Below are 17,998 nucleotides of genomic sequence, written 5' to 3'. Positions count from 1 at the left end.
ATTTGCTTGCGCGGGCATTCTACGTTGTGTAGAATGCCCGTTTTCCTTGCGTGTCACGCTGTCGTGGTGTGGTGCGCTGTTTTCCCATCGGGATCCAAAACTGGCCACTCTTGGCTCGGTTCATCCGGGCACCTGGTTGAACCAGGCTAATTTAGGTGGATTAAGTTGGAGGTTTGTTCTAAATGATTCAAATGCAATCAAAGCTAGAGGTTGCTGATAACACTGGTGCACGTTCTGTTATGTGCATTAAAGTGTTGGGTGGCTCTAAGCGTCGTTATGCATCTGTTGGTGACATCATCAAGGTGAGCATCAAGGATGCGGCTCCACGCGGTCGTGTGAAGAAAGGTGACGTATACAATGCGGTAGTTGTACGTACTGCAAAAGGCGTTCGTCGTGCGGATGGCGCGTTGATTAAGTTCGACGGTAATGCTGCGGTTCTTCTTAATGCAAAACTTGAGCCAATTGGCACTCGTATCTTCGGGCCAGTGACGCGTGAATTGCGCACTGAGCGCTTCATGAAGATTGTGTCACTTGCGCCAGAAGTTTTATAAGAGGATTCCAGTATGAATAAGATTCGCAAAGGCGATGAAGTTGTAGTTCTGACTGGTAAAGATAAAGGTAAGCGCGGTACTGTTGTACGTGCGTTGCCTGCCACTGATCGTGTTGTGGTTGAAGGTGTTAATGTGGTCAAAAAACACCAAAAACCTAATCCAATGCGTGGTATTCAAGGTGGTATCGTTGAGCTGACTATGCCAGTTCACGTATCGAATGTTGCTATTTTCAATGCTTCGACAGGAAAGGCGGATCGTGTTGGCTTCAAGGTTCTTGAAGACGGCAAAAAGGTTCGTGTATTCAAGTCTAGCGGCGAAGTTGTCGGCGCCTAAGGGGAATTACAATGGCTCGTTTTCAAGAAGTATATGAAAGCAAGATCGTTCCTGAATTGGTAAAACAATTTGGCTACAAATCAGCTATGCAAGTGCCACGTATTGAAAAAATTACAATCAATATGGGTGTTGGCGAAGCAGTTGCAGATAAGAAAGTAATGGAATTTGCTGTTGGCGATATGCAAAAAATTGCAGGTCAGAAGCCAGTAGTGACTAAGTCAAAAAAATCGATCGCAGGCTTCAAAATTCGTGATGGTTACCCAGTTGGTTGTAAGGTGACTTTGCGCCGTGAGCGTATGTACGAATTCTTGGATCGTTTGGTAACGATCGCGCTTCCGCGTGTACGTGACTTCCGTGGTGTTGGTGGCAAATCGTTTGATGGCCGCGGCAACTTCAACATGGGTGTTAAAGAGCAGATCATCTTCCCGGAAATTGAGTACGATAAGATCGATGCTTTGCGTGGCATGAACATTACCATTACGACTACGGCTAAGACTGATGAGGAAGCGCGCGCTTTGCTCGCAGCCTTTAAGTTTCCGTTCAAGAATTGAGGCGATCATGGCAAAACTTGCACTGATTAATCGTGAAGCTAAGCGTGTTGCGGCAGTTGCTAAATATGCTGCAAAGCGCGAAAAGCTTTTGGTCATTATTAATGATCAAAATGCGAGTGAGGAAGATCAATTCCAGGCTCGTTTGAAACTCCAGCAGTTGCCACGTAATTCATCTCCTGTACGCTTGCACAACCGTTGCAAATTGACAGGTCGTTCACGTGGTGTGTACCGTAAGTTTGGTCTTGGCCGTAGCAAGTTGCGTGATCTCGCCTTTAAAGGTGAAATCCCGGGTCTTGTTAAAGCAAGCTGGTAATAGGAGAGAAATAACATGGCAATGCATGATCCTATCGCCGATATGCTGACTCGTATTCGCAATGCACAGCGCGCTGATAAAGCTTCGGTAGTGATGCCATCTTCAAAGTTGAAGGTTGCAATTGCAAAAGTATTGCACGAAGAAGGTTATGTTGAATCGTTTGTTGTGAGCGGTGATGTTAAGCCCGTTCTGACTATCGAATTGAAGTACTATGCTGGCCGCCCAGTTATTGAGCGCCTTGACCGTATTTCAAAGCCTGGATTGCGTGATTATCGCAGTACTGGCGACATCCCAAGTGTGATGAATGGTCTTGGCGTGGCAATTTTGTCCACTTCCAAGGGTGTGATGACCGACCGCAAAGCGCGCGCCAATGGTATTGGTGGCGAGTTGCTGTGCATCGTTGCTTGATGAGGTGTCACAATGTCTCGCGTAGCTAAAAATCCGGTTGTAATTCCTGCTGGTGTTGAGGTGAAACTCGCTGCTGGTAAAATTGAAGTCAAAGGCCCGCAAGGTACTTTGTCTCACCCTGTAGTTGCCGACGTTGCTGTTGAAGTGAAAGACGGTTCTGTCGTTTTTGCTGCAAACGGCAATAGCAAGTTTGCCCGTTCAATGTCTGGTACATTGCGTGCGCTTGTTAACAACATGGTCGCAGGTGTTAATAAAGGCTTTGAGCGTAAGCTGACTCTGGTTGGTGTTGGTTATCGTGCTCAAGCTCAAGGCGATGTGTTGAATCTGTCGTTGGGTTTTTCCCACCCAGTTGCACATCAAATGCCCGCAGGTATCAAGTGTGAGACTCCATCTCAGACCGAAATCCTGTTGAAGGGTGCCGATAAACAACTTCTTGGTCAGGTTGCAGCCGAAATTCGTGCGTACCGTTCTCCAGAGCCATATAAAGGCAAGGGTGTTCGTTATGCTGATGAAGTGGTTGTTATCAAAGAAACCAAGAAGAAGTAATCGAGGCTGAATTATGGATAAGAATCAAAGCAGACTTCGTCGCGCACGTAAAACCCGTGCCAAAATTGCGGAGCTCAAGGTCGTGCGTTTGTCGGTGCATCGTACCAATAGCCATATTTACGCTCAGATCATTGATGAGACTGGCAGTAAAGTTTTGGCTTCAGCTAATACACTGGAAGCTGCGCTACGTTCCGAAGTTAAGAATGGTGGCAATGTGGCAAGTGCGGTTGCTGTTGGTAAGCTGATTGCTGAAAAAGCAAAAGCTGCTGGTGTACAAAACGTAGCTTTCGATCGCTCAGGTTTCCAATACCACGGCCGTGTTAAAGCACTGGCTGATGCGGCTCGTGAAGCTGGCCTCGTCTTCTAATTGGAGTTCAAATAATGGCTAAGAACGAAATGGAAGATCGTCAGGACGGCCTTCGGGAGAAGATGGTAAGCGTAAATCGCGTTACCAAAGTCGTTAAAGGCGGTCGTATCCTTGGTTTTGCTGCTCTTACTGTCGTTGGTGATGGTGATGGTGGCGTTGGTATGGGCAAAGGCAAGTCAAAAGAAGTGCCTGTAGCCGTACAGAAAGCGATGGAAGAAGCTCGTCGCAAAATGGTTAAGGTTAGTTTGCGCAACGGTACTGTGCAGCATACGGTTTTTGGTAAGCACGGTGCTACAACTGTGTTTATGCAACCAGCTCCGGAAGGCACTGGCATTATTGCTGGCGGTCCAATGCGTGCTGTTTTTGAAGTAATGGGTATTCATAACATTACTGCAAAATGTCATGGTTCAACTAACCCATACAATATCGTGCGTGCAACTTTAGATGGTCTGTCTAAATTGCATACACCGGCTGAAATTGCTGCTAAACGTGGCAAGTCAGTTGAAGAGATTCTTGGGGGTGCGCAATGAGCGACGTTAAAACAATTAAGGTGACTTTGGTAAAAAGCCTGATTGGTCGTCTTGAGTCACATAAAGCCTGCGCACGCGGTTTAGGTCTTCGTAAAACAAACAGCTCTGCTGTAGTTATCGATACACCAGAAAATCGTGGTATGGTTAACAAGATTAGCTACTTGCTGAAAGTCGAGGGTTAAGATGGAACTGAATACTTTAACTCCGGGCGTTGGTGCAAAGCACTCTAGCAAGCGTGTTGGTCGTGGTATTGGCTCTGGCCTTGGCAAGACTTGTGGTCGTGGCCATAAGGGGCAGAAATCACGTGCAGGCGGTTTTCACAAGGTTGGCTTCGAAGGCGGTCAAATGCCTTTGCAGCGCCGTTTGCCTAAGCGTGGCTTCAAGTCTTTGGCTCAGGGCAAAAACGCAGAAGTGACGCTTTCTGAGTTGCAAGCGTTGCCAATCGTCGAGATTGATATGCTGAGTTTGATTCAGGCTGGTTTGATTTCTCAGCATTCTATTAGCTGCAAAGTAGTTTTGTCTGGTACGCTTGAAAAAGCAGTAACACTGAAAGGTGTTCTTGCTACTAAAGGTGCGAAGGCTGCTATTGAAGCTGCTGGTGGCTCTGTTGGTGAGTAATTATTGTTAAAGGTTAAGGCAGAACGTGGCAAATCCCGCATTGGCTGGTTCAGCAAGTAAATTTGCTGATCTGAAGAAACGTATTTGGTTTGTAGTGGGTGCATTGATTGTTTATCGCATCGGTGCACACATTCCAGTTCCTGGTATCAATCCTGTTGAATTGGCAAATCTGTTCCAGTCTTCGCAGACGGGCCTCTTGAATATGTTTAACATGTTCTCTGGTGGTGCTTTGTCACGCTTTACCGTGTTTGCGATTGGTATCATGCCGTATATTTCGGCATCGATTATCATTCAGCTTGCCGGTGAAGTTCTGCCTAATCTTAAGCAATTAAAAAAAGAAGGTGAGGCTGGTCGGCGTAAATTAACTCAGTACACGCGTTATTTCACTGTCCTCCTTGCTACTGCTCAGAGTTTTGGTATTGCTCTGATGCTTTTCCGGCAACCGAATCTGGTTGTAATGGATCAAAGTTTATTTGTTGCAGTAACGATGGTTTCTCTCGTTACTGGTACTATGTTTTTGATGTGGCTTGGTGAGCAGATTACCGAGCGTGGTATTGGTAATGGTATTTCTATCATTATTTGCGCAGGTATTGCCTCTGGTGTGCCTACTGCGATTGGTCAAACGCTCAGTTTGACTAGTCAAGGCGCTTTGCCAATTCTTCTTGTCCTATTTCTTTTTGTTGGTGTGATTCTGCTGACTGCTGCAGTTGTGTTCGTCGAACGCGGCCAGCGTAAAGTGCCTATTCAGTACGCGAAGCGGCAGGTTGGTAATCGCTTAATGCAGGCACAGAGTTCACATCTGCCCTTGAAGTTAAATATGGCTGGTGTTATTCCTCCTATTTTTGCTTCTTCTATTATTCTATTTCCTGCTACCGTGTTGTCGTGGACAGGAAATAGCGAACACTTCTCTTGGCTGAAATCTATCGGTGATAAATTGCATCCCGGCCAGCCTTTGTATGTTCTTTGCTACGCTGCAGCAATCATCTTCTTCTGTTATTTTTACACTGCTTTGGTTTTCAATCCGCGTGAAACTGCTGAAAATCTGAAGAAGAGCGGTGCAATGGTTCCGGGTTATCGACCAGGTGATCACACTGCGAAATATATTGAAAAGCTGATTATGAAGTTGACCCTAATCGGTGCTATCTATATTTCATTTGTTTGTTTGATTCCAGAGTTTTTGATTTTGAAATGGAATGTCCCGTTCTATTTTGGCGGTACTTCTCTTTTGATTCTGGTTGTTGTGACGATGGATTTTATGGCTCAAATGCAGTCATATGTTCTGTCGCATCAATATGATAGTTTGCTGAAAAAAGCTAACTTCAAGGGTTCGTAGTCTATAGCTTGGTTTCAGGCCTCGGATCTACGTTCAAATGTTCGGAAAAGATCTTACATGTAAGATCTTTTCTTTTAACTGACGTGCGGTTGTTGTTTTTGTTTTCTTGTTGAAGCTTTATGTGTTATATTCGTGGGCTTTACTGGAATTCGGGTGCTCTGGTTGTTTTAGTGCAGTCTGCAAAAACAGTAGTCGCAACGTATTCCAGTCAATTTTTGTTGACTGGGATTTTACTTTGTTCTCAAAGGATAGACCATGAGAGTTCAAGCATCGGTCAAGAAAATCTGCCGTAACTGCAAAATTATTCGTCGCAACCGTGTTGTGCGTGTAATTTGTACTGACCCACGGCACAAGCAGCGTCAAGGCTGATTGAGTCAATCGGCTATTGGTGTTAAAATCCACCACTTTTTAACCTGGGGTAAGAAGTATGGCCCGTATTGCTGGGGTTAACATACCTAATCATCAGCATACTGTGATCGGTCTTCAGGCTATTTACGGTATTGGACAAACTCGCGCTAAAGCGATTTGTGCAACTACTGCAATTGAGCCTAGCAAGAAAGTAAAAGATCTCAGTGATGTTGAACTTGAAAAACTACGTGACGAAGTAGGCAAATTCACTATTGAAGGTGATCTGCGTCGTGAGGTAACTATGAGCATCAAGCGTCTGATGGACCTTGGCTGCTACCGTGGTTTCCGTCACCGCAAAGGCCTGCCAGTTCGCGGTCAGCGTACCAAGACAAATGCGCGTACTCGTAAGGGTCCACGTAAGTCTATCGCTGGCAAGAAGTAATTAAGGACATAAATTATGGCTAAAGCAAACACAGCTCGTGTACGTAAGAAAGTCAAAAAGAGCGTGTCGGAAGGGATCGTGCACGTTCACGCTTCTTTCAACAACACGATCATTACCATCACTGATCGCCAAGGCAATGCTTTATCTTGGGCTACCTCGGGCGGTGCTGGTTTCAAGGGCTCTCGTAAAAGTACACCTTTTGCTGCACAGGTTGCAGCAGAAGCGGCTGGTAAAGTTGCCCAAGAATATGGTGTTAAAAACCTAGAAGTACGCATCAAGGGTCCGGGCCCTGGTCGTGAATCTTCAGTGCGTGCTCTGAACGCACTGGGCTTCAAGATCACCAGTATCTCGGATGTGACGCCTGTTCCGCACAACGGCTGCCGTCCTGCGAAAAAGCGTCGTATCTAATTCTGGAGTAAGAAATGGCTCGTTATATTGGACCCAAGTGCAAACTTGCACGCCGCGAAGGCACGGATCTGTTCTTGAAAAGCGCACGTCGTTCGCTCGACAGCAAGTGCAAGCTGGAACAAGCCCCAGGCCAGCATGGCGCTAAAAAGAATACGCGTCTGTCGGATTACGGCGTTCACTTGCGTGAAAAGCAAAAAATCCGTCGCATTTACGGCGTTTTGGAACGTCAGTTCCGTCGTTATTTTGAAGAAGCTGCTCGTCGCAAAGGCTCAACTGGTGAGAACCTGTTGAAACTGCTTGAGTCGCGTCTGGATAACGTTGTATATCGCATGGGATACGGTTCTACTCGTTCCGAATCTCGTCAACTCGTTTCCCACAAGGCAATCACTGTCAATGGCAACGTTGTAAATATTCCTTCTTTCCAAGTGAAAGCAGGTGATGTTGTTGCCGTACGTGAAAAAGCTAAGAAGCAAGTACGTATTCAGGAAGCTTTGAGCTTGGCTGAAGGCATTGGCTTCCCAAGCTGGGTACAGGTTGATTCTAAAAAAATGGAAGGCGTGTTTAAAAACATGCCAGAGCGTTCAGATCTATCTAGCGATATCAATGAATCGCTGGTTGTTGAATTCTACTCCAAGTAATAACCTGAACCGGTTGGCAAGGGATACTGACTTATGCAAATCAATGCAAACGAGTTGCTCAAACCGCGCATCATCGATGTGCAAGCTCTGGCTCAAGCTCACGCGAAAGTCGTTATGGAGCCGTTTGAGCGCGGTTATGGCCATACTCTCGGTAATGCACTGCGCCGAATTTTATTGTCTTCAATGGTGGGTTTTGCACCGACTGAAGTCAAAATTGATGGTGTTGTGCACGAATATTCCGCGTTGGATGGCGTGCAGGAAGACGTTGTCGATATCCTGTTAAACCTCAAAGGCGTTGTGCTGAAGCTGCATGGTCGGGACTCTGTCACGCTTACTCTCTCGAAAGAGGGTGAGGGTGTCGTCAAGGCTTCCGACATTCAGTTGCCACATGATGTTGAGGTGATTAATCCGGATCATGTGATTGCACATCTGTCTGCTGGCGGTAAGTTGAGCATGGATATTACCGTGGAAAAAGGTCGTGGCTATCAGCCTGGCCCTTCACGTGTAAACAAGGAAGAAGGTCGTTCCATTGGGACGATCATTCTGGACGCTTCGTTCAGCCCGATTATCCGTGTTAGCTACCAAGTAGAAAGTGCTCGTGTAGAACAGCGCACTGATCTTGATCGCTTGATTATCGATATTGAAACCAATGGTGTGATTGAGCCTGATGAAGCAGTTCGTCAAGCCGCACGCATGTTGATCGACCAGCTTGGCGTTTTTGCCGATCTGGAAGGTACGCAAGAAGAAAAAGTGGTTGAGCCACAAGTAACAATTGATCCTATCCTGCTTCGTCCGGTAGATGATCTTGAGTTGACTGTTCGCTCTGCTAACTGTCTGAAAGCGGAAAACATTTACTATATCGGTGACCTGATTCAACGTACCGAGACTGAGTTGCTTAAAGCACCAAATCTGGGTCGTAAATCACTCAATGAGATCAAGGAAGTGCTTGCTTCGAAAGGGCTTAGCCTTGGCATGCGCCTTGAAAACTGGCCTCCAGCTGGCTTGGATAAGCCTTAAGCCGGTACTAGCAAAGGAATTGACAAATGCGTCATCGTCTTTCTAATCGTAAATTAAATCGTACGACAAGTCACCGTCTTGCGATGCTTCGTAACTTGGCAAATGCCTTGTTGAAGCATGAAGTAATTAAAACTACTCTGCCAAAAGCGAAAGAACTTCGCCGTGTAGCAGAACCACTGATCACTTTGGGCAAAAAACCATCATTGGCTAATCGCCGTTTGGCTTTTTCTCGTACACGTGATCGTGATATCGTAGTTAAGTTGTTTGACGTTTTGGGCCCACGCTACTCTGCCCGCAATGGCGGTTATTTGCGTATCCTGAAATGCGGCTTCCGTGTAGGTGACAATGCGCCAATGGCATACGTTGAGCTCGTTGATCGTCCAGAAGAAGTTGAAGCAGCAGAGTAATTTGTTGCTAAGAATAAAAAACCGGCCTTTGGTCGGTTTTTTTTTGCCTGGCATTTGCGGTTAATAACAAGGTGAGAAGTGATGGCGAAGTATGTGATTGGTGATATTCAGGGCTGTATGGATGAGTTTATGGCGTTGTTGGGACTTATTCAATTCAAAGTCGGGGAAGATCGTTTGATATTACTTGGCGACCTTGTTAATCGCGGGCCTGCATCGCTGGCTGTATTACGCTGGGTTTATCAGCACCGCAGTGATGTTGATATTGTGCTGGGCAATCATGACCTCTTTTTGCTCGCAGTGTGGTTGGGTTTTGCCAAAGCAAAATCAGGTGATACCGCAGTAGAAATTCTGCATGCAAATGATGTTGATGTTTTACTGGAATGGCTGATTCAGCAGCCGTTGATGCGTGTTGTCGATGGGCATTCGGTTGTTCATGCCGGCATTTATCCGGGCTGGAGTCAGCGGACTGCATTTGAGCTAGCTAATGAGGCAAGAGTGCGTTACGCAGGTAAGGAGCGTATGCATTGGTTTTCAGTTATGTTTGGTAATAAACCGAATCAATGGCAAGCAGAACTCACGACCGAAGAGTCTTTCCGGTTTACTGTGAATGCATTCACTCGCATGCGGTTTTGCGCAGAGAATAAGCTTGATTTCAAATTCAAAGGCGAGCTTGATTCTGCGCCAGAGCATTTGCACCCCTGGTTTGAATCAGGTCTGAATTGTTTCGATGCGCCCATCATCTTTGGGCATTGGTCTGCACTGGGATTGAAGCAGACGCCAAACTACACCTGCCTTGATACAGGCTGTATCTGGGGTGGTGCGCTTACTGCGTTGCGGCTGGAAGATCGGCAGACATTTGCTGTTGAGGCAGCACACGCTTATCAACAAGTTGGCGCATGAAATTCTGGTGTGCGTAGTGCAGGGCGGTTTGTACTTGTGCGCTAAGCTGTGCTCGATTTTGTCCGTCTGTATGAATTGCATCGAGAAAATGTACGTGGACACTGATGCCGTCGGCTTTCAGTAAGGCCGCCAAGGACTGCCCGAAGCTGATGTCGTCAATATAAGCAGCTTCCTGGCAGTGTGCGCCGCAGGCCTTGCGGTAATTAATATAAATAGGCTGGATCAGGCCTTGGCTTTCGACTATGGATTGCAGTAAAGAAGTTTTCAGTGGCTTGAGCTCTACGCCATTGCTGGTGGTTCCTTCCGGGAAAAAGGTAATGCACTCCCCTTGCTTAAGGGACTGCGTAATCGAGTCGTTAATGCGCTTGGTGTCTTTGATTTTTTCGCGGTTAATAAAAAAAGTGCCAGCCCCTTTGCAGAGTGAGCCAACGACAGGCCAATGCGCTACGTCAGCTTTGGCGATGAACCGGGAGTTGAAGATTGCATTTAAGGCAAAGATATCAAACCAAGAGATGTGATTAGCCAGGCACATCTGATTTTTGGGTGTCAATTCAGGTTTGAGTCCGCTGCTGACAATTTGAATATTTAGGATATTTGCCAGTTTTTCTGACCATCTTCTGGTTATTTCTGCCTGTTGCTGGCCTGTCTTTCTCGGGAAGGCAAAACGAATCAAGCATAAGCCAATGGTGATGTGTGCTGCGAGCTGCAGAGCCCGTTGAATGCTTCGCAATGACATAGGCCTGATTCCATTCAAAATACACTCTGATTTTACCCGGTTTTCTCAGCTTGATCAGCGCTTAAAATGGCTGGCATAACGCTTGTTGATGCATTGTGTCGGAAGTAGCATCAGAAAATCGGCTGTGTTGAAATCAGGATCCCACGCAGGTTCACCGCACACCATGGCACCCGCGCGTAAATAGCCTTTGATTAACGCAGGGGTGGCGATCTCGAGTTTGGTGTCGAACGAGGTCATCGGGAGTGGGCAGCGGGGGAAAACGCGCCATTCTATCGGGGCCATTGATTCAGTCGCCATTTTACGGTACAGACTGGCCGCCGTATGGCCGCCGTCGCTGAGCGGTACCGAGGCGCAGCCCATCATGTATTGATAATTGTGACGCAGCATGTACTGCGTCAAAGCCGCCCACAGCATCGCGATCGTGCCACCATTGCGGTATTGGGGGTGTACGCAGGTGCGCCCCAGTTCAACCAACTGGCTGCGGATGTGCTGCAGCCGTGTCAAATCAAACTCGGTGTCCGAATAGTAACTACCCACTTTGCGTGCCTGGTGTGGGGGCAAGATACGGTAGGTGCCGATGACCTCGCCCGTCTGTTCATCTTGTGCGATCAGGTGGTCGCAGTATGCATCAAATAGGTCCTGATCAATGCCGGGTTCTTTGGTATTCAGACGGGCTTGCATTTCTTCGGCGAAAACACGATAGCGAAGTGCTTGCGCGGCACGAATCTGATCGTTGTTATTAGCCAGGGTCACTGTGATGGATTTATTATCGCGTTGCTTGTAGTGATGGTGGTCAAGCTGCATGGATGTGTCCTCCAGATGAGTGACTACAAGTTACTTGTGCAGTGTGACGATGCGATTAATTTGCTGTGATGAAAAGATTTCAGTGGCCGACAGACGGCCAGCAAAGAAAGATGTGCTAGATAAATTGCTTTAAAGTTTACAATCTAAGCGGGGTATTGCACTGCAGAAGAGATTCGATAAGTGCTGCAGATGGATACTGCGCTAGGTATCTATCTGGAAGTAGTAGGCGGAGCGTCGCTATTGCAGCAGGCTGCCATCATCAGCGCTGGTGGGGCTTTGACTGTTGTCGGGAATACGATACGACTCGCTGGCCCATTCACCCAAATCGATCAATTTACAGCGTTCCGAGCAGAATGGGCGGAACGCGTTCTGGGGAGAATAGGGGGAGAGTTGACCACAAGTTGGACACTTGACCTGTGGTGTTGTGGGGTTGCTGGTGGTCATAAATTACAATAGCTGAGGGTAAAATCCAGATCGCTGTCGATCACTTTGGCGCGTTCGCCACTGGTCGATGGCACGATGAAGCGGATATTGATTGCATAGCGGTTGGCGGAAAGTTCCGGTACCGCCGGCATATCATCAGGCAGAGTAACCTTGAGCATTTGTACCACTTTGCCGCCGGACATTTGCTGAAAGCAGCCTTGCTTGGCGGTGTAATGACTGCTTTTGGCTGAGTCGCGCAGTAATTTAAGGACAATGTCGAGTCCGTGCTTGATGGGCAGTAGCGGAGTCAGCCAGCGTTCCAGATCTGCGCGCCGTCGCTCGGGTGATTGTTTGCGCCAATAGTGGTAGGAAGGCAAATCAAATTCACACACGCCGCCAGGAATGGAAACCCTCTGTTTAATGGCCATTAACCATTCATTTTCACGCAGGTATTGGCCAAACTTCCCGGTCATTTCCAGTAAACGTGTGTGCGTGCTTTCAATTTCATTCAGCACCAAATCGAGAGCATCTTCCGAAATATGCGGGTTGTTGCGTAGCCCGGCCAAAGTCTGGCGTTGCCGCTCCAGTTCTTGAAGCAAATCGGATTTCAGATCGGCCCGGCTCGCCACTTCCATGATTTCAAAAATGCCCAGCAAGGCCATGTGATGGTCAAGCGCTTCTTCACGATTGACCAGCTTTGAAGTTCGAATATAAAGCTCCTCCAGGCGCAATAAAGTCCGGATACGCTCATTAATTGGAAATTCATAGCTAATCACAATGCAAGGCCTAATCAAGAAATCATTATGTGGCGCTAATTGCGCACTGGGTGCAAAAGACGCAGTTGCTGATCAATCTGATCAACCTGCTTGCTGAGTGTGCCTAATGTCCCGTCATTGTAAATCAAGAAGTCAGCTTCTTGTCGGCGTTGTGCATCAGAGTATTGATTATTTATGATTGCTACAACGCTTTCACGCGCTAAACCATTGCGCTGCATCACCCGATTGATGCGCAGCTCCTCTGCGGATTCAATCGCAATAATGTCGCTGCAGAGTGCCTTAAATTCAGGCTTCTCTAGTAGTAGCGGCACCATCAGGATGGTATATGCCGCCCCAGTATTAGCCGAAATCTGGTGTTTGCATTGTGAAATAATTCGAGGATGAAAAATTTGCTCAAGCTGTTTGCGAAGCAATTCATGCTGATGAATTTGTTCACGCAACCAGCCACGATTCAGATGGCTATCTGCCCCAAGGCTATTTGCGCCAAAGACGCTGATAATCTCGTCTTTGACTTCTGCCAAATCACTCAACTGATGGGCAATCAGATCGGCATCAATAATCGGTATGTGGTGGGCAGCGAAGTACTCTGCGACGGTACTTTTTCCTGAGCCTATTCCACCTGTTAAACCTACGACACGCATCTCACAGCCCGTACAAAGCTTGGCTTAAATCCTGCCCCCAGATCAGCGCCAGAAGCCCTGCAATCCCAAGGTAAGGGCCAAATGGCATGGGCTTATTCCAGCCGCGTTTGGCGCCAGCAATCATAATCAGACCGATGACTGCGCCACTTAGGGAGGACAGTAAAATGATCGCAGGCAGCATGGCTGCGCCTAGCCATGCACCAAGGGCAGCCAATAGTTTGAAGTCGCCATAACCCATACCCTCTTTGCCTGTTGCCAGCTTGAATAGCCAGTATATGCTCCAAAGGCTCATATAGCCTGCGACTGCGCCATATACTGCACTGGGTAAGGTGGTGTAGACACCTTGGGTATTGAATAAAATGCCCAGCCATACCAGTGGCAGTGTAATGCTGTCTGGGAGCAGACAAGTATCGGCATCAATCAAAATCAAGGCAATCAATGCCCAGGCAAATAAGAGAGCTCCGAGTAGCGCTAAGCCATAGCCAAAATGCCAAGCCAGACCGATGGAGATCAGGCTAGTGCTCAGTTCTACCAACGGGTATCGGATGCTGATAGGAATTTTGCAATTACTGCACTTGCCTCTGAGCGCCAGCCAGCTAATGACCGGGATATTTTCCAGGGCAGTAATCTGGTGCTGACATTTGGGGCAGGCAGATCTTGGAATGGCTAGGTTGTAAGTGTCATTCTGATCTTGCTCTGTGGTAGTTCCTGCAAAGTTCTGGCATTCGGCACGAAATTCTCTCTCCATCATAATCGGGAGTCTGTGTATCACAACATTTAAAAAACTGCCAACAAATAAACCAATCAGGCCTGTAAAAACCAATAGGCCAATTCCTGTTTGTATTAATTCCAGCATCAACCAGCCACCGCTGCGCCCATTTTGAAAATCGGCAGGTACATTGCAACAACTAGGCCACCAATCAGTGTGCCTAGAACCACCATAATCACAGGTTCCATCAAGCTTGACAGAGCCTCAACAGCATTGTCGACTTCTTCTTCAAAATAATCGGCAACTTTGCTCAGCATGGAGTCAAGAGAGCCGGACTCTTCACCAATCGACGTCATTTGCATCACCATATTTGGAAATACATTGGCGTTCTGCATGGCCGTGGTTAAATTAGTTCCAGTGCTGACTTCGGCTTGAATTTTTTGTGTCGCTAGTTTGTAAACGATATTTCCTGATGCGCCTCCAACGGACTCCAGAGATTCAACCAGTGGCACGCCAGCTGCAAACATTGTTGCAAGGGTTCGTGTCCAGCGGGCAATCGTTGCGTTGCGTACAATTTGACCAAAAACTGGTAGCTTTAACAGTAAACGGTCCATGAAAAATTGGAGCTTTTCTGATTTTTTCCAAGCCTGAAGGAATAAATAAATTCCGCCAAAAATTCCGCCAAAAATAATGTACCAATATGAAACAAAAAAGTCAGAAATCGCCATCACTAATAAGGTGGGGCCTGGCAGATCAGCACCAAAACTTGAGAAGAGGTCTTTGAATGCTGGAATTACAAAAATCATGATTACGGCCGTAATAACAAATGCAGTAACAAGAACCGCAGTCGGATAAAACATCGCAGACTTGATTTTCTTTTTTACAGCCAGAATTTTTTCTTTATACGTTGCTAGGCGAGCTAGCAAGGCATCCAGAATACCGGCCTGCTCACCGGCTTGTACCAAATTACAGTAAAGAGCGTCGAACTGATTGGGGTGTCTACGAAATGCTTGGGTCAGAGAAGAGCCAGTTTCAATATCGGTTTTAATTTCCATCAATAGCTTGGTGACTGAGGGATTGCTATGACCTTTGGCTACAATGTCAAATGCCGTAAGCAAAGGTACTCCCGATTTTAGCATGGTGGCCAATTGTCGCGTAAACATGGCAATATCAAGCTCGGTAATTTTTCGCCCTGCACCAAGGCGTACTTTCTTGATGCTGGTGACGTTGATCCCTTGGCGGCGCAGTGTGCTTTTAACTACAGCTTCACCACTGGCACGCATTTCACCTTTGACGATTTTGTTAGTACGATCTTTTCCTTCCCAGCGAAAGGTGAAGTCTTTGAGGTTGGGTGTTTTTGTTTTAGTTGCCATATTCAGCCCCTAGCTAGACATTGGTGACGGCCATGACTTCTTCGAGTGAAGTGAGGCCTTGTTTGACTTTACGTAACCCGGCTTCGCGCAGGCTAAGTACACCTTCGCGCCGAGCTTGGTCGGCGATGTCAATTGCATTGCCGTGATTCATAATCAGCCGGTTGATTTCGTCGGTAATCGGCATGACTTGATAAATACCTACCCGTCCTTTGTAGCCCGTTCCTTTGCAAATATCACACCCTGTTGGGCCATAAGGTCGCCATGATCCATCTAGATCTTCTTGGTTAAATCCAGCATCAAGCAGGGCCTGATTTGGAATGTCTACGTGCTTTTTGCAGCTGCATAGACGCCGTGCTAGGCGCTGAGCGGTGATTAAGATCACCGAAGATGCGATATTAAACGGCTGGATGCCCATATTAAGCATACGGGTCAGTGTCGTTGGTGCATCGTTGGTATGTAGCGTCGAAAAAACCATGTGGCCAGTTTGGGCGGCTTTAATGGCGATATCGGCAGTTTCCAGATCGCGAATCTCGCCCACCATGATGATGTCCGGGTCTTGGCGCAAAAAGGCTTTCAGTGCTGCTGAAAAAGTGAGCCCTGCCTTATCGTTGACATTGACCTGATTAATACCAGGTAAGTTGATCTCGCAAGGGTCTTCTGCTGTTGCGATATTGATGTCGGGCTTATTGAGTAAATTCAGACAGGTGTAGAGCGAAACAGTCTTCCCTGAGCCCGTTGGGCCTGTCACCAACACCATGCCATAAGGTCGCTGGATTGCGTCCAAGATGATGGCTTTTTGATCAGGATCATAGCCAAGTGCATCAATCCCCAGCGTGGCAGAAGATGGGTCCAAAATCCTCATTACAATCTTCTCGCCATGCATAGTGGGGAGGGTTGAGACCCGAAAATCAATCGCGCGTGATTTGGAGAGAACCAGTTTCATCCTGCCATCTTGTGGAACGCGTTTTTCCGAAATGTCTAGTTTGGAAATAACTTTGATACGTGATGAAATTTTTTCTTTAATGGCCAGTGGGGGTTGAGCAACTTCGCGCAAGACACCGTCGACACGGTAACGGATCCGGTAAAATTTCTCATATGGCTCAAAGTGGATATCGGACGCGCCGCCGTTGATGGCATCCATCAATACTTTTTGCAGATATTTGACAATCGGCGCATCGTCAATATCTTGCCCCATTTGTGTTTCTGCTGCCGTGGGCTCCTGTTCGCCGCCCTCCAATGCTAGGTCGGCTTCGTCAATGACCATATCTTTCAGGTTAGCGCCGGTTGCTTCTATCGTTTGGTTTAGCAAAACGATCAGCTTATTGTCTTCGACAATAATTGGTTCAACTTGGGAATTGGTTTGAAAGCGGACTTTTTCTACGGCTTCCAAATTGGTAATGTCAGAGAGGCCGATAAATAGCTTGGTGCCACGTTTAAAAAGCGGGACAAGGCGTTGTGCGCGCATGACATTATTGTCGAGTACGCCCTGCGGCAGGTAACTCGAGTCGATGCGATCTAAGTCAAGCAGAGGGTAGCCAAAGGTTTGTGCCGAAAACTCGGCTACTTCTCTGGCGGTGAGTTTTTTGCTTTGTGTCAGTTGTTCGATGAAAGTGGTTTTATTGCTACTGGCGGCTGATTGCAGTGCTTCAGCATCCGTCTCGCTTAGACGTCCGTGCTGGACCAATAAACGGGCAAGGCCGGAAATTTGCGGGGTGCTCATAACAAAAAAATCACTCCAGTTGGTCAAATGACAGCATAAGACGCCAAATGTTTTTGGTCTATGAGTCGCGTCATATCAATATAGTGTCTTTATCTAGTCTAGCAGATGCGACTGGAAATCGCGGTATTGGTGTGTGGATTTGCGGGCGATGTGTTGCTTGTTGTGCTGCTTGCACGTCCTTGAGGGCGCGCTGTGGCTTAGTTGAATTGTACTTGTGCGGGGTATCCTGCTCTAGGTCTTGTTGAGTATGGCTTCTATGACTATACGTGACCCGATGTAGCCCAGAAACAGAATCCCAAAAGCCGCGATTGTCCAGTTCGCGGCAAAACTGCCGCGCCAGCCCTTTATGTAGTGCCCCGCTAAAAGAGTGGCAAAAAGTAGCCACGAAATCGCTGCAAATAATGTTTTGTGCGAGAGTTGGGCGATCACGCCGTGTGATTGCAGGGTGAGGTATCCCCCAGCGATAAATGCGAGGGTTAGTAGCGTAAAACCGCTGGCGATGGTGCCAAACAACAGTCTTTCCAGCGTTAACAAGGGGGGTAGATTGCGTACAAGCAGCTTTTTTGCGTGATGGTGTAGGGTGTTGTCCGTCATTCGCATCAGGACTGCAATTCCGGCCGCAATAAAAAGTAGGCTTTGCGCCAGCATTGCGAAGACGAAATGGGCTCGCGACAAGCTTGATTGCGTGTAGGTAATCGGATGTCCGGCGGGAAGCATGATCGAGAGTAGCAAAAAAGCTGATGCGAAAGCGAAAACCGGGGGTTCAAGTCCGTCCAGTTTCCATTTGAGCTGGCCTAGACAATAAATGGCTAGTGAGAGCCAAGCCGTTAATGAGAGCGCTTCTGCTGCGCCGAAAAAAGGCGGAGTCTGTATGGCGTTGTGTGCAATCAGGGTGCCGTGTGCTCCCAGAGCTACCGCCAAAAGGAGGTGATCCAGTTTTGCTGGAAGTGCGCGTTTGCCTGCGAGCCGGGTTTGGCAAAAATGCCAGCCGAGTAGCAGGTAAATAAATAAAGAAAGCGGCGCAAGCAGAGTCAGCACGGCAATTGAGGTAAAATGGAAAGTAATTAAGTCTAACAGAGTGGGTGCCGCTGCGGCATCTGTCGTTT

The 17,998-nt window shown here is 47.4% G+C and carries 27 protein-coding genes; 18 read left to right on the top strand and 9 right to left on the bottom strand.

The window, feature by feature from the left end:
- The first annotated feature begins 182 nt into the window (after positions 1 to 182).
- From rplN to ABHF33_RS05560, 18 genes are all read left to right on the top strand, one after another.
- Positions 183 to 551, top strand: a complete 369-nt coding sequence (gene rplN, locus ABHF33_RS05645; RefSeq protein WP_157670834.1) for a 50S ribosomal protein L14 — start codon at positions 183 to 185, stop codon at positions 549 to 551.
- A 12-nt stretch (positions 552 to 563) separates the two neighbouring features.
- Positions 564 to 884: a 50S ribosomal protein L24 gene (gene rplX / locus ABHF33_RS05640; protein WP_348946019.1), complete on the top strand. Its 321-nt coding sequence runs from the start codon at positions 564 to 566 to the stop codon at positions 882 to 884.
- Positions 885 to 895: 11 nt separating this feature from the next.
- Positions 896 to 1,435 (top strand): 50S ribosomal protein L5, encoded by a 540-nt coding sequence (rplE, locus tag ABHF33_RS05635; RefSeq protein WP_157670832.1) that lies wholly within the window; start codon positions 896 to 898, stop codon positions 1,433 to 1,435.
- 7 nt (positions 1,436 to 1,442) lie between these two features.
- The gene (gene rpsN / locus ABHF33_RS05630) at positions 1,443 to 1,748 is read left to right on the top strand and encodes a 30S ribosomal protein S14 (protein WP_157670831.1); all 306 of its coding nucleotides are present in this window, start codon (positions 1,443 to 1,445) and stop codon (positions 1,746 to 1,748) included.
- A 15-nt stretch (positions 1,749 to 1,763) separates the two neighbouring features.
- Positions 1,764 to 2,156 carry a 30S ribosomal protein S8 gene (gene rpsH, locus ABHF33_RS05625; RefSeq protein ID WP_348946018.1) on the top strand — a complete coding sequence of 131 codons (393 nt, stop codon included), beginning with the start codon at positions 1,764 to 1,766 and terminating at the stop codon, positions 2,154 to 2,156.
- A 12-nt stretch (positions 2,157 to 2,168) separates the two neighbouring features.
- Positions 2,169 to 2,702, top strand: a complete 534-nt coding sequence (gene rplF / locus ABHF33_RS05620) for a 50S ribosomal protein L6 (protein ID WP_348946017.1) — start codon at positions 2,169 to 2,171, stop codon at positions 2,700 to 2,702.
- A 13-nt stretch (positions 2,703 to 2,715) separates the two neighbouring features.
- Positions 2,716 to 3,069: a 50S ribosomal protein L18 gene (gene rplR, locus ABHF33_RS05615; protein WP_157670828.1), complete on the top strand. Its 354-nt coding sequence runs from the start codon at positions 2,716 to 2,718 to the stop codon at positions 3,067 to 3,069.
- A 14-nt stretch (positions 3,070 to 3,083) separates the two neighbouring features.
- Positions 3,084 to 3,599 (top strand): 30S ribosomal protein S5, encoded by a 516-nt coding sequence (rpsE, locus tag ABHF33_RS05610; protein WP_179355202.1) that lies wholly within the window; start codon positions 3,084 to 3,086, stop codon positions 3,597 to 3,599.
- Positions 3,596 to 3,781, top strand: a complete 186-nt coding sequence (rpmD, locus tag ABHF33_RS05605) for a 50S ribosomal protein L30 (RefSeq protein ID WP_157670825.1) — start codon at positions 3,596 to 3,598, stop codon at positions 3,779 to 3,781. The genes rpsE and rpmD overlap by 4 nt, the downstream gene beginning before the upstream one ends.
- 1 nt (position 3,782) lies before the next feature.
- Entirely contained in the window at positions 3,783 to 4,217 is a 435-nt protein-coding gene (gene rplO, locus ABHF33_RS05600; protein WP_157670823.1) for a 50S ribosomal protein L15, read from the top strand.
- A gap of 25 nt (positions 4,218 to 4,242) precedes the next feature.
- Positions 4,243 to 5,550, top strand: coding sequence for a preprotein translocase subunit SecY (gene secY / locus ABHF33_RS05595; protein ID WP_348946016.1), 1,308 nt, complete (start codon positions 4,243 to 4,245; stop codon positions 5,548 to 5,550).
- A gap of 255 nt (positions 5,551 to 5,805) precedes the next feature.
- Positions 5,806 to 5,919, top strand: a complete 114-nt coding sequence (gene rpmJ / locus ABHF33_RS05590) for a 50S ribosomal protein L36 (protein ID WP_018748524.1) — start codon at positions 5,806 to 5,808, stop codon at positions 5,917 to 5,919.
- A gap of 58 nt (positions 5,920 to 5,977) precedes the next feature.
- Entirely contained in the window at positions 5,978 to 6,340 is a 363-nt protein-coding gene (gene rpsM, locus ABHF33_RS05585) for a 30S ribosomal protein S13 (RefSeq protein WP_179355199.1), read from the top strand.
- Between the two features lie 15 nt (positions 6,341 to 6,355).
- Complete coding sequence (rpsK, locus tag ABHF33_RS05580; RefSeq protein ID WP_028448413.1) at positions 6,356 to 6,748, top strand: 30S ribosomal protein S11; 393 nt, start codon at positions 6,356 to 6,358, stop codon at positions 6,746 to 6,748.
- A 14-nt stretch (positions 6,749 to 6,762) separates the two neighbouring features.
- A complete protein-coding gene (rpsD, locus tag ABHF33_RS05575; protein WP_157670820.1) occupies positions 6,763 to 7,386 on the top strand; it encodes a 30S ribosomal protein S4 in 624 nt (207 codons plus the stop codon).
- 33 nt (positions 7,387 to 7,419) lie between these two features.
- The gene (locus ABHF33_RS05570; RefSeq protein WP_157670819.1) at positions 7,420 to 8,403 is read left to right on the top strand and encodes a DNA-directed RNA polymerase subunit alpha; all 984 of its coding nucleotides are present in this window, start codon (positions 7,420 to 7,422) and stop codon (positions 8,401 to 8,403) included.
- 26 nt (positions 8,404 to 8,429) lie between these two features.
- Positions 8,430 to 8,810 carry a 50S ribosomal protein L17 gene (gene rplQ, locus ABHF33_RS05565; RefSeq protein WP_157670818.1) on the top strand — a complete coding sequence of 127 codons (381 nt, stop codon included), beginning with the start codon at positions 8,430 to 8,432 and terminating at the stop codon, positions 8,808 to 8,810.
- Between the two features lie 81 nt (positions 8,811 to 8,891).
- Positions 8,892 to 9,710 (top strand): symmetrical bis(5'-nucleosyl)-tetraphosphatase, encoded by an 819-nt coding sequence (locus ABHF33_RS05560; RefSeq protein WP_348946015.1) that lies wholly within the window; start codon positions 8,892 to 8,894, stop codon positions 9,708 to 9,710.
- On the opposite strand, the gene ABHF33_RS05555 is transcribed toward ABHF33_RS05560, so the two are convergent.
- From ABHF33_RS05555 to ABHF33_RS05515, 9 genes are all read right to left on the bottom strand, one after another.
- The gene (locus ABHF33_RS05555) at positions 9,634 to 10,446 is read right to left on the bottom strand and encodes a lysophospholipid acyltransferase family protein (RefSeq protein WP_348946014.1); all 813 of its coding nucleotides are present in this window, start codon (positions 10,444 to 10,446) and stop codon (positions 9,634 to 9,636) included. The two genes, ABHF33_RS05560 and ABHF33_RS05555, sit on opposite strands and share 77 nt — an antisense overlap.
- A 54-nt stretch (positions 10,447 to 10,500) precedes the next feature.
- Positions 10,501 to 11,250, bottom strand: a complete 750-nt coding sequence (locus tag ABHF33_RS05550; protein WP_348946013.1) for a GNAT family N-acetyltransferase — start codon at positions 11,248 to 11,250, stop codon at positions 10,501 to 10,503.
- A 237-nt stretch (positions 11,251 to 11,487) separates the two neighbouring features.
- The gene (locus ABHF33_RS05545; RefSeq protein WP_348946012.1) at positions 11,488 to 11,694 is read right to left on the bottom strand and encodes a DNA gyrase inhibitor YacG; all 207 of its coding nucleotides are present in this window, start codon (positions 11,692 to 11,694) and stop codon (positions 11,488 to 11,490) included.
- Positions 11,691 to 12,449, bottom strand: coding sequence for a cell division protein ZapD (zapD, locus tag ABHF33_RS05540; protein ID WP_348946011.1), 759 nt, complete (start codon positions 12,447 to 12,449; stop codon positions 11,691 to 11,693). Before zapD ends, ABHF33_RS05545 begins: the two co-directional genes overlap by 4 nt.
- A gap of 35 nt (positions 12,450 to 12,484) precedes the next feature.
- A complete protein-coding gene (coaE, locus tag ABHF33_RS05535; RefSeq protein ID WP_348946010.1) occupies positions 12,485 to 13,090 on the bottom strand; it encodes a dephospho-CoA kinase in 606 nt (201 codons plus the stop codon).
- Between the two features lies 1 nt (position 13,091).
- The gene (locus ABHF33_RS05530; RefSeq protein WP_348946009.1) at positions 13,092 to 13,946 is read right to left on the bottom strand and encodes a prepilin peptidase; all 855 of its coding nucleotides are present in this window, start codon (positions 13,944 to 13,946) and stop codon (positions 13,092 to 13,094) included.
- On the bottom strand, positions 13,946 to 15,172 hold the full coding sequence (locus ABHF33_RS05525) for a type II secretion system F family protein (protein WP_348946008.1): 1,227 nt from the start codon (positions 15,170 to 15,172) through the stop codon (positions 13,946 to 13,948). Before ABHF33_RS05525 ends, ABHF33_RS05530 begins: the two co-directional genes overlap by 1 nt.
- Positions 15,173 to 15,185: 13 nt before the next feature.
- Entirely contained in the window at positions 15,186 to 16,892 is a 1,707-nt protein-coding gene (pilB, locus tag ABHF33_RS05520; RefSeq protein WP_348946007.1) for a type IV-A pilus assembly ATPase PilB, read from the bottom strand.
- Positions 16,893 to 17,123: 231 nt separating this feature from the next.
- Complete coding sequence (locus ABHF33_RS05515) at positions 17,124 to 17,930, bottom strand: cytochrome C assembly family protein (RefSeq protein WP_348946006.1); 807 nt, start codon at positions 17,928 to 17,930, stop codon at positions 17,124 to 17,126.
- Positions 17,931 to 17,998 lie beyond the last annotated feature (68 nt).

The sequence above is a fragment of the Chitinibacter sp. FCG-7 genome (assembly GCF_040047665.1).
GTDB classification, from domain to species: domain Bacteria; phylum Pseudomonadota; class Gammaproteobacteria; order Burkholderiales; family Chitinibacteraceae; genus Chitinibacter; species Chitinibacter mangrovi.
Note: the sequence above shows the minus strand (reverse complement) of the source record. Positions and strands in the feature narration are given on the sequence as shown.

Excerpts from the sequence above, each read along its gene's own strand:
- rplN (WP_157670834.1), top strand. The coding sequence starts at position 183 with ATGATTCAAATGCAATCAAAGCTAGAGGTTGCTGATAACACTGGTGCA.
- rplX (WP_348946019.1), top strand. The coding sequence starts at position 564 with ATGAATAAGATTCGCAAAGGCGATGAAGTTGTAGTTCTGACTGGTAAA.
- rplE (WP_157670832.1), top strand. The coding sequence starts at position 896 with ATGGCTCGTTTTCAAGAAGTATATGAAAGCAAGATCGTTCCTGAATTG.
- rpsN (WP_157670831.1), top strand. The coding sequence starts at position 1,443 with ATGGCAAAACTTGCACTGATTAATCGTGAAGCTAAGCGTGTTGCGGCA.
- rpsH (WP_348946018.1), top strand. The coding sequence starts at position 1,764 with ATGGCAATGCATGATCCTATCGCCGATATGCTGACTCGTATTCGCAAT.
- rplF (WP_348946017.1), top strand. The coding sequence starts at position 2,169 with ATGTCTCGCGTAGCTAAAAATCCGGTTGTAATTCCTGCTGGTGTTGAG.
- rplR (WP_157670828.1), top strand. The coding sequence starts at position 2,716 with ATGGATAAGAATCAAAGCAGACTTCGTCGCGCACGTAAAACCCGTGCC.
- rpsE (WP_179355202.1), top strand. The coding sequence starts at position 3,084 with ATGGCTAAGAACGAAATGGAAGATCGTCAGGACGGCCTTCGGGAGAAG.
- rpmD (WP_157670825.1), top strand. The coding sequence starts at position 3,596 with ATGAGCGACGTTAAAACAATTAAGGTGACTTTGGTAAAAAGCCTGATT.
- rplO (WP_157670823.1), top strand. The coding sequence starts at position 3,783 with ATGGAACTGAATACTTTAACTCCGGGCGTTGGTGCAAAGCACTCTAGC.
- rpmJ (WP_018748524.1), top strand. The coding sequence starts at position 5,806 with ATGAGAGTTCAAGCATCGGTCAAGAAAATCTGCCGTAACTGCAAAATT.
- rpsM (WP_179355199.1), top strand. The coding sequence starts at position 5,978 with ATGGCCCGTATTGCTGGGGTTAACATACCTAATCATCAGCATACTGTG.
- rpsK (WP_028448413.1), top strand. The coding sequence starts at position 6,356 with ATGGCTAAAGCAAACACAGCTCGTGTACGTAAGAAAGTCAAAAAGAGC.
- rpsD (WP_157670820.1), top strand. The coding sequence starts at position 6,763 with ATGGCTCGTTATATTGGACCCAAGTGCAAACTTGCACGCCGCGAAGGC.
- ABHF33_RS05570 (WP_157670819.1), top strand. The coding sequence starts at position 7,420 with ATGCAAATCAATGCAAACGAGTTGCTCAAACCGCGCATCATCGATGTG.
- rplQ (WP_157670818.1), top strand. The coding sequence starts at position 8,430 with ATGCGTCATCGTCTTTCTAATCGTAAATTAAATCGTACGACAAGTCAC.
- ABHF33_RS05560 (WP_348946015.1), top strand. The coding sequence starts at position 8,892 with ATGGCGAAGTATGTGATTGGTGATATTCAGGGCTGTATGGATGAGTTT.
- ABHF33_RS05555 (WP_348946014.1), bottom strand. The coding sequence starts at position 10,446 with ATGTCATTGCGAAGCATTCAACGGGCTCTGCAGCTCGCAGCACACATC.
- ABHF33_RS05550 (WP_348946013.1), bottom strand. The coding sequence starts at position 11,250 with ATGCAGCTTGACCACCATCACTACAAGCAACGCGATAATAAATCCATC.
- ABHF33_RS05545 (WP_348946012.1), bottom strand. The coding sequence starts at position 11,694 with ATGACCACCAGCAACCCCACAACACCACAGGTCAAGTGTCCAACTTGT.
- coaE (WP_348946010.1), bottom strand. The coding sequence starts at position 13,090 with ATGCGTGTCGTAGGTTTAACAGGTGGAATAGGCTCAGGAAAAAGTACC.
- ABHF33_RS05530 (WP_348946009.1), bottom strand. The coding sequence starts at position 13,946 with ATGCTGGAATTAATACAAACAGGAATTGGCCTATTGGTTTTTACAGGC.
- ABHF33_RS05525 (WP_348946008.1), bottom strand. The coding sequence starts at position 15,172 with ATGGCAACTAAAACAAAAACACCCAACCTCAAAGACTTCACCTTTCGC.
- pilB (WP_348946007.1), bottom strand. The coding sequence starts at position 16,892 with ATGAGCACCCCGCAAATTTCCGGCCTTGCCCGTTTATTGGTCCAGCAC.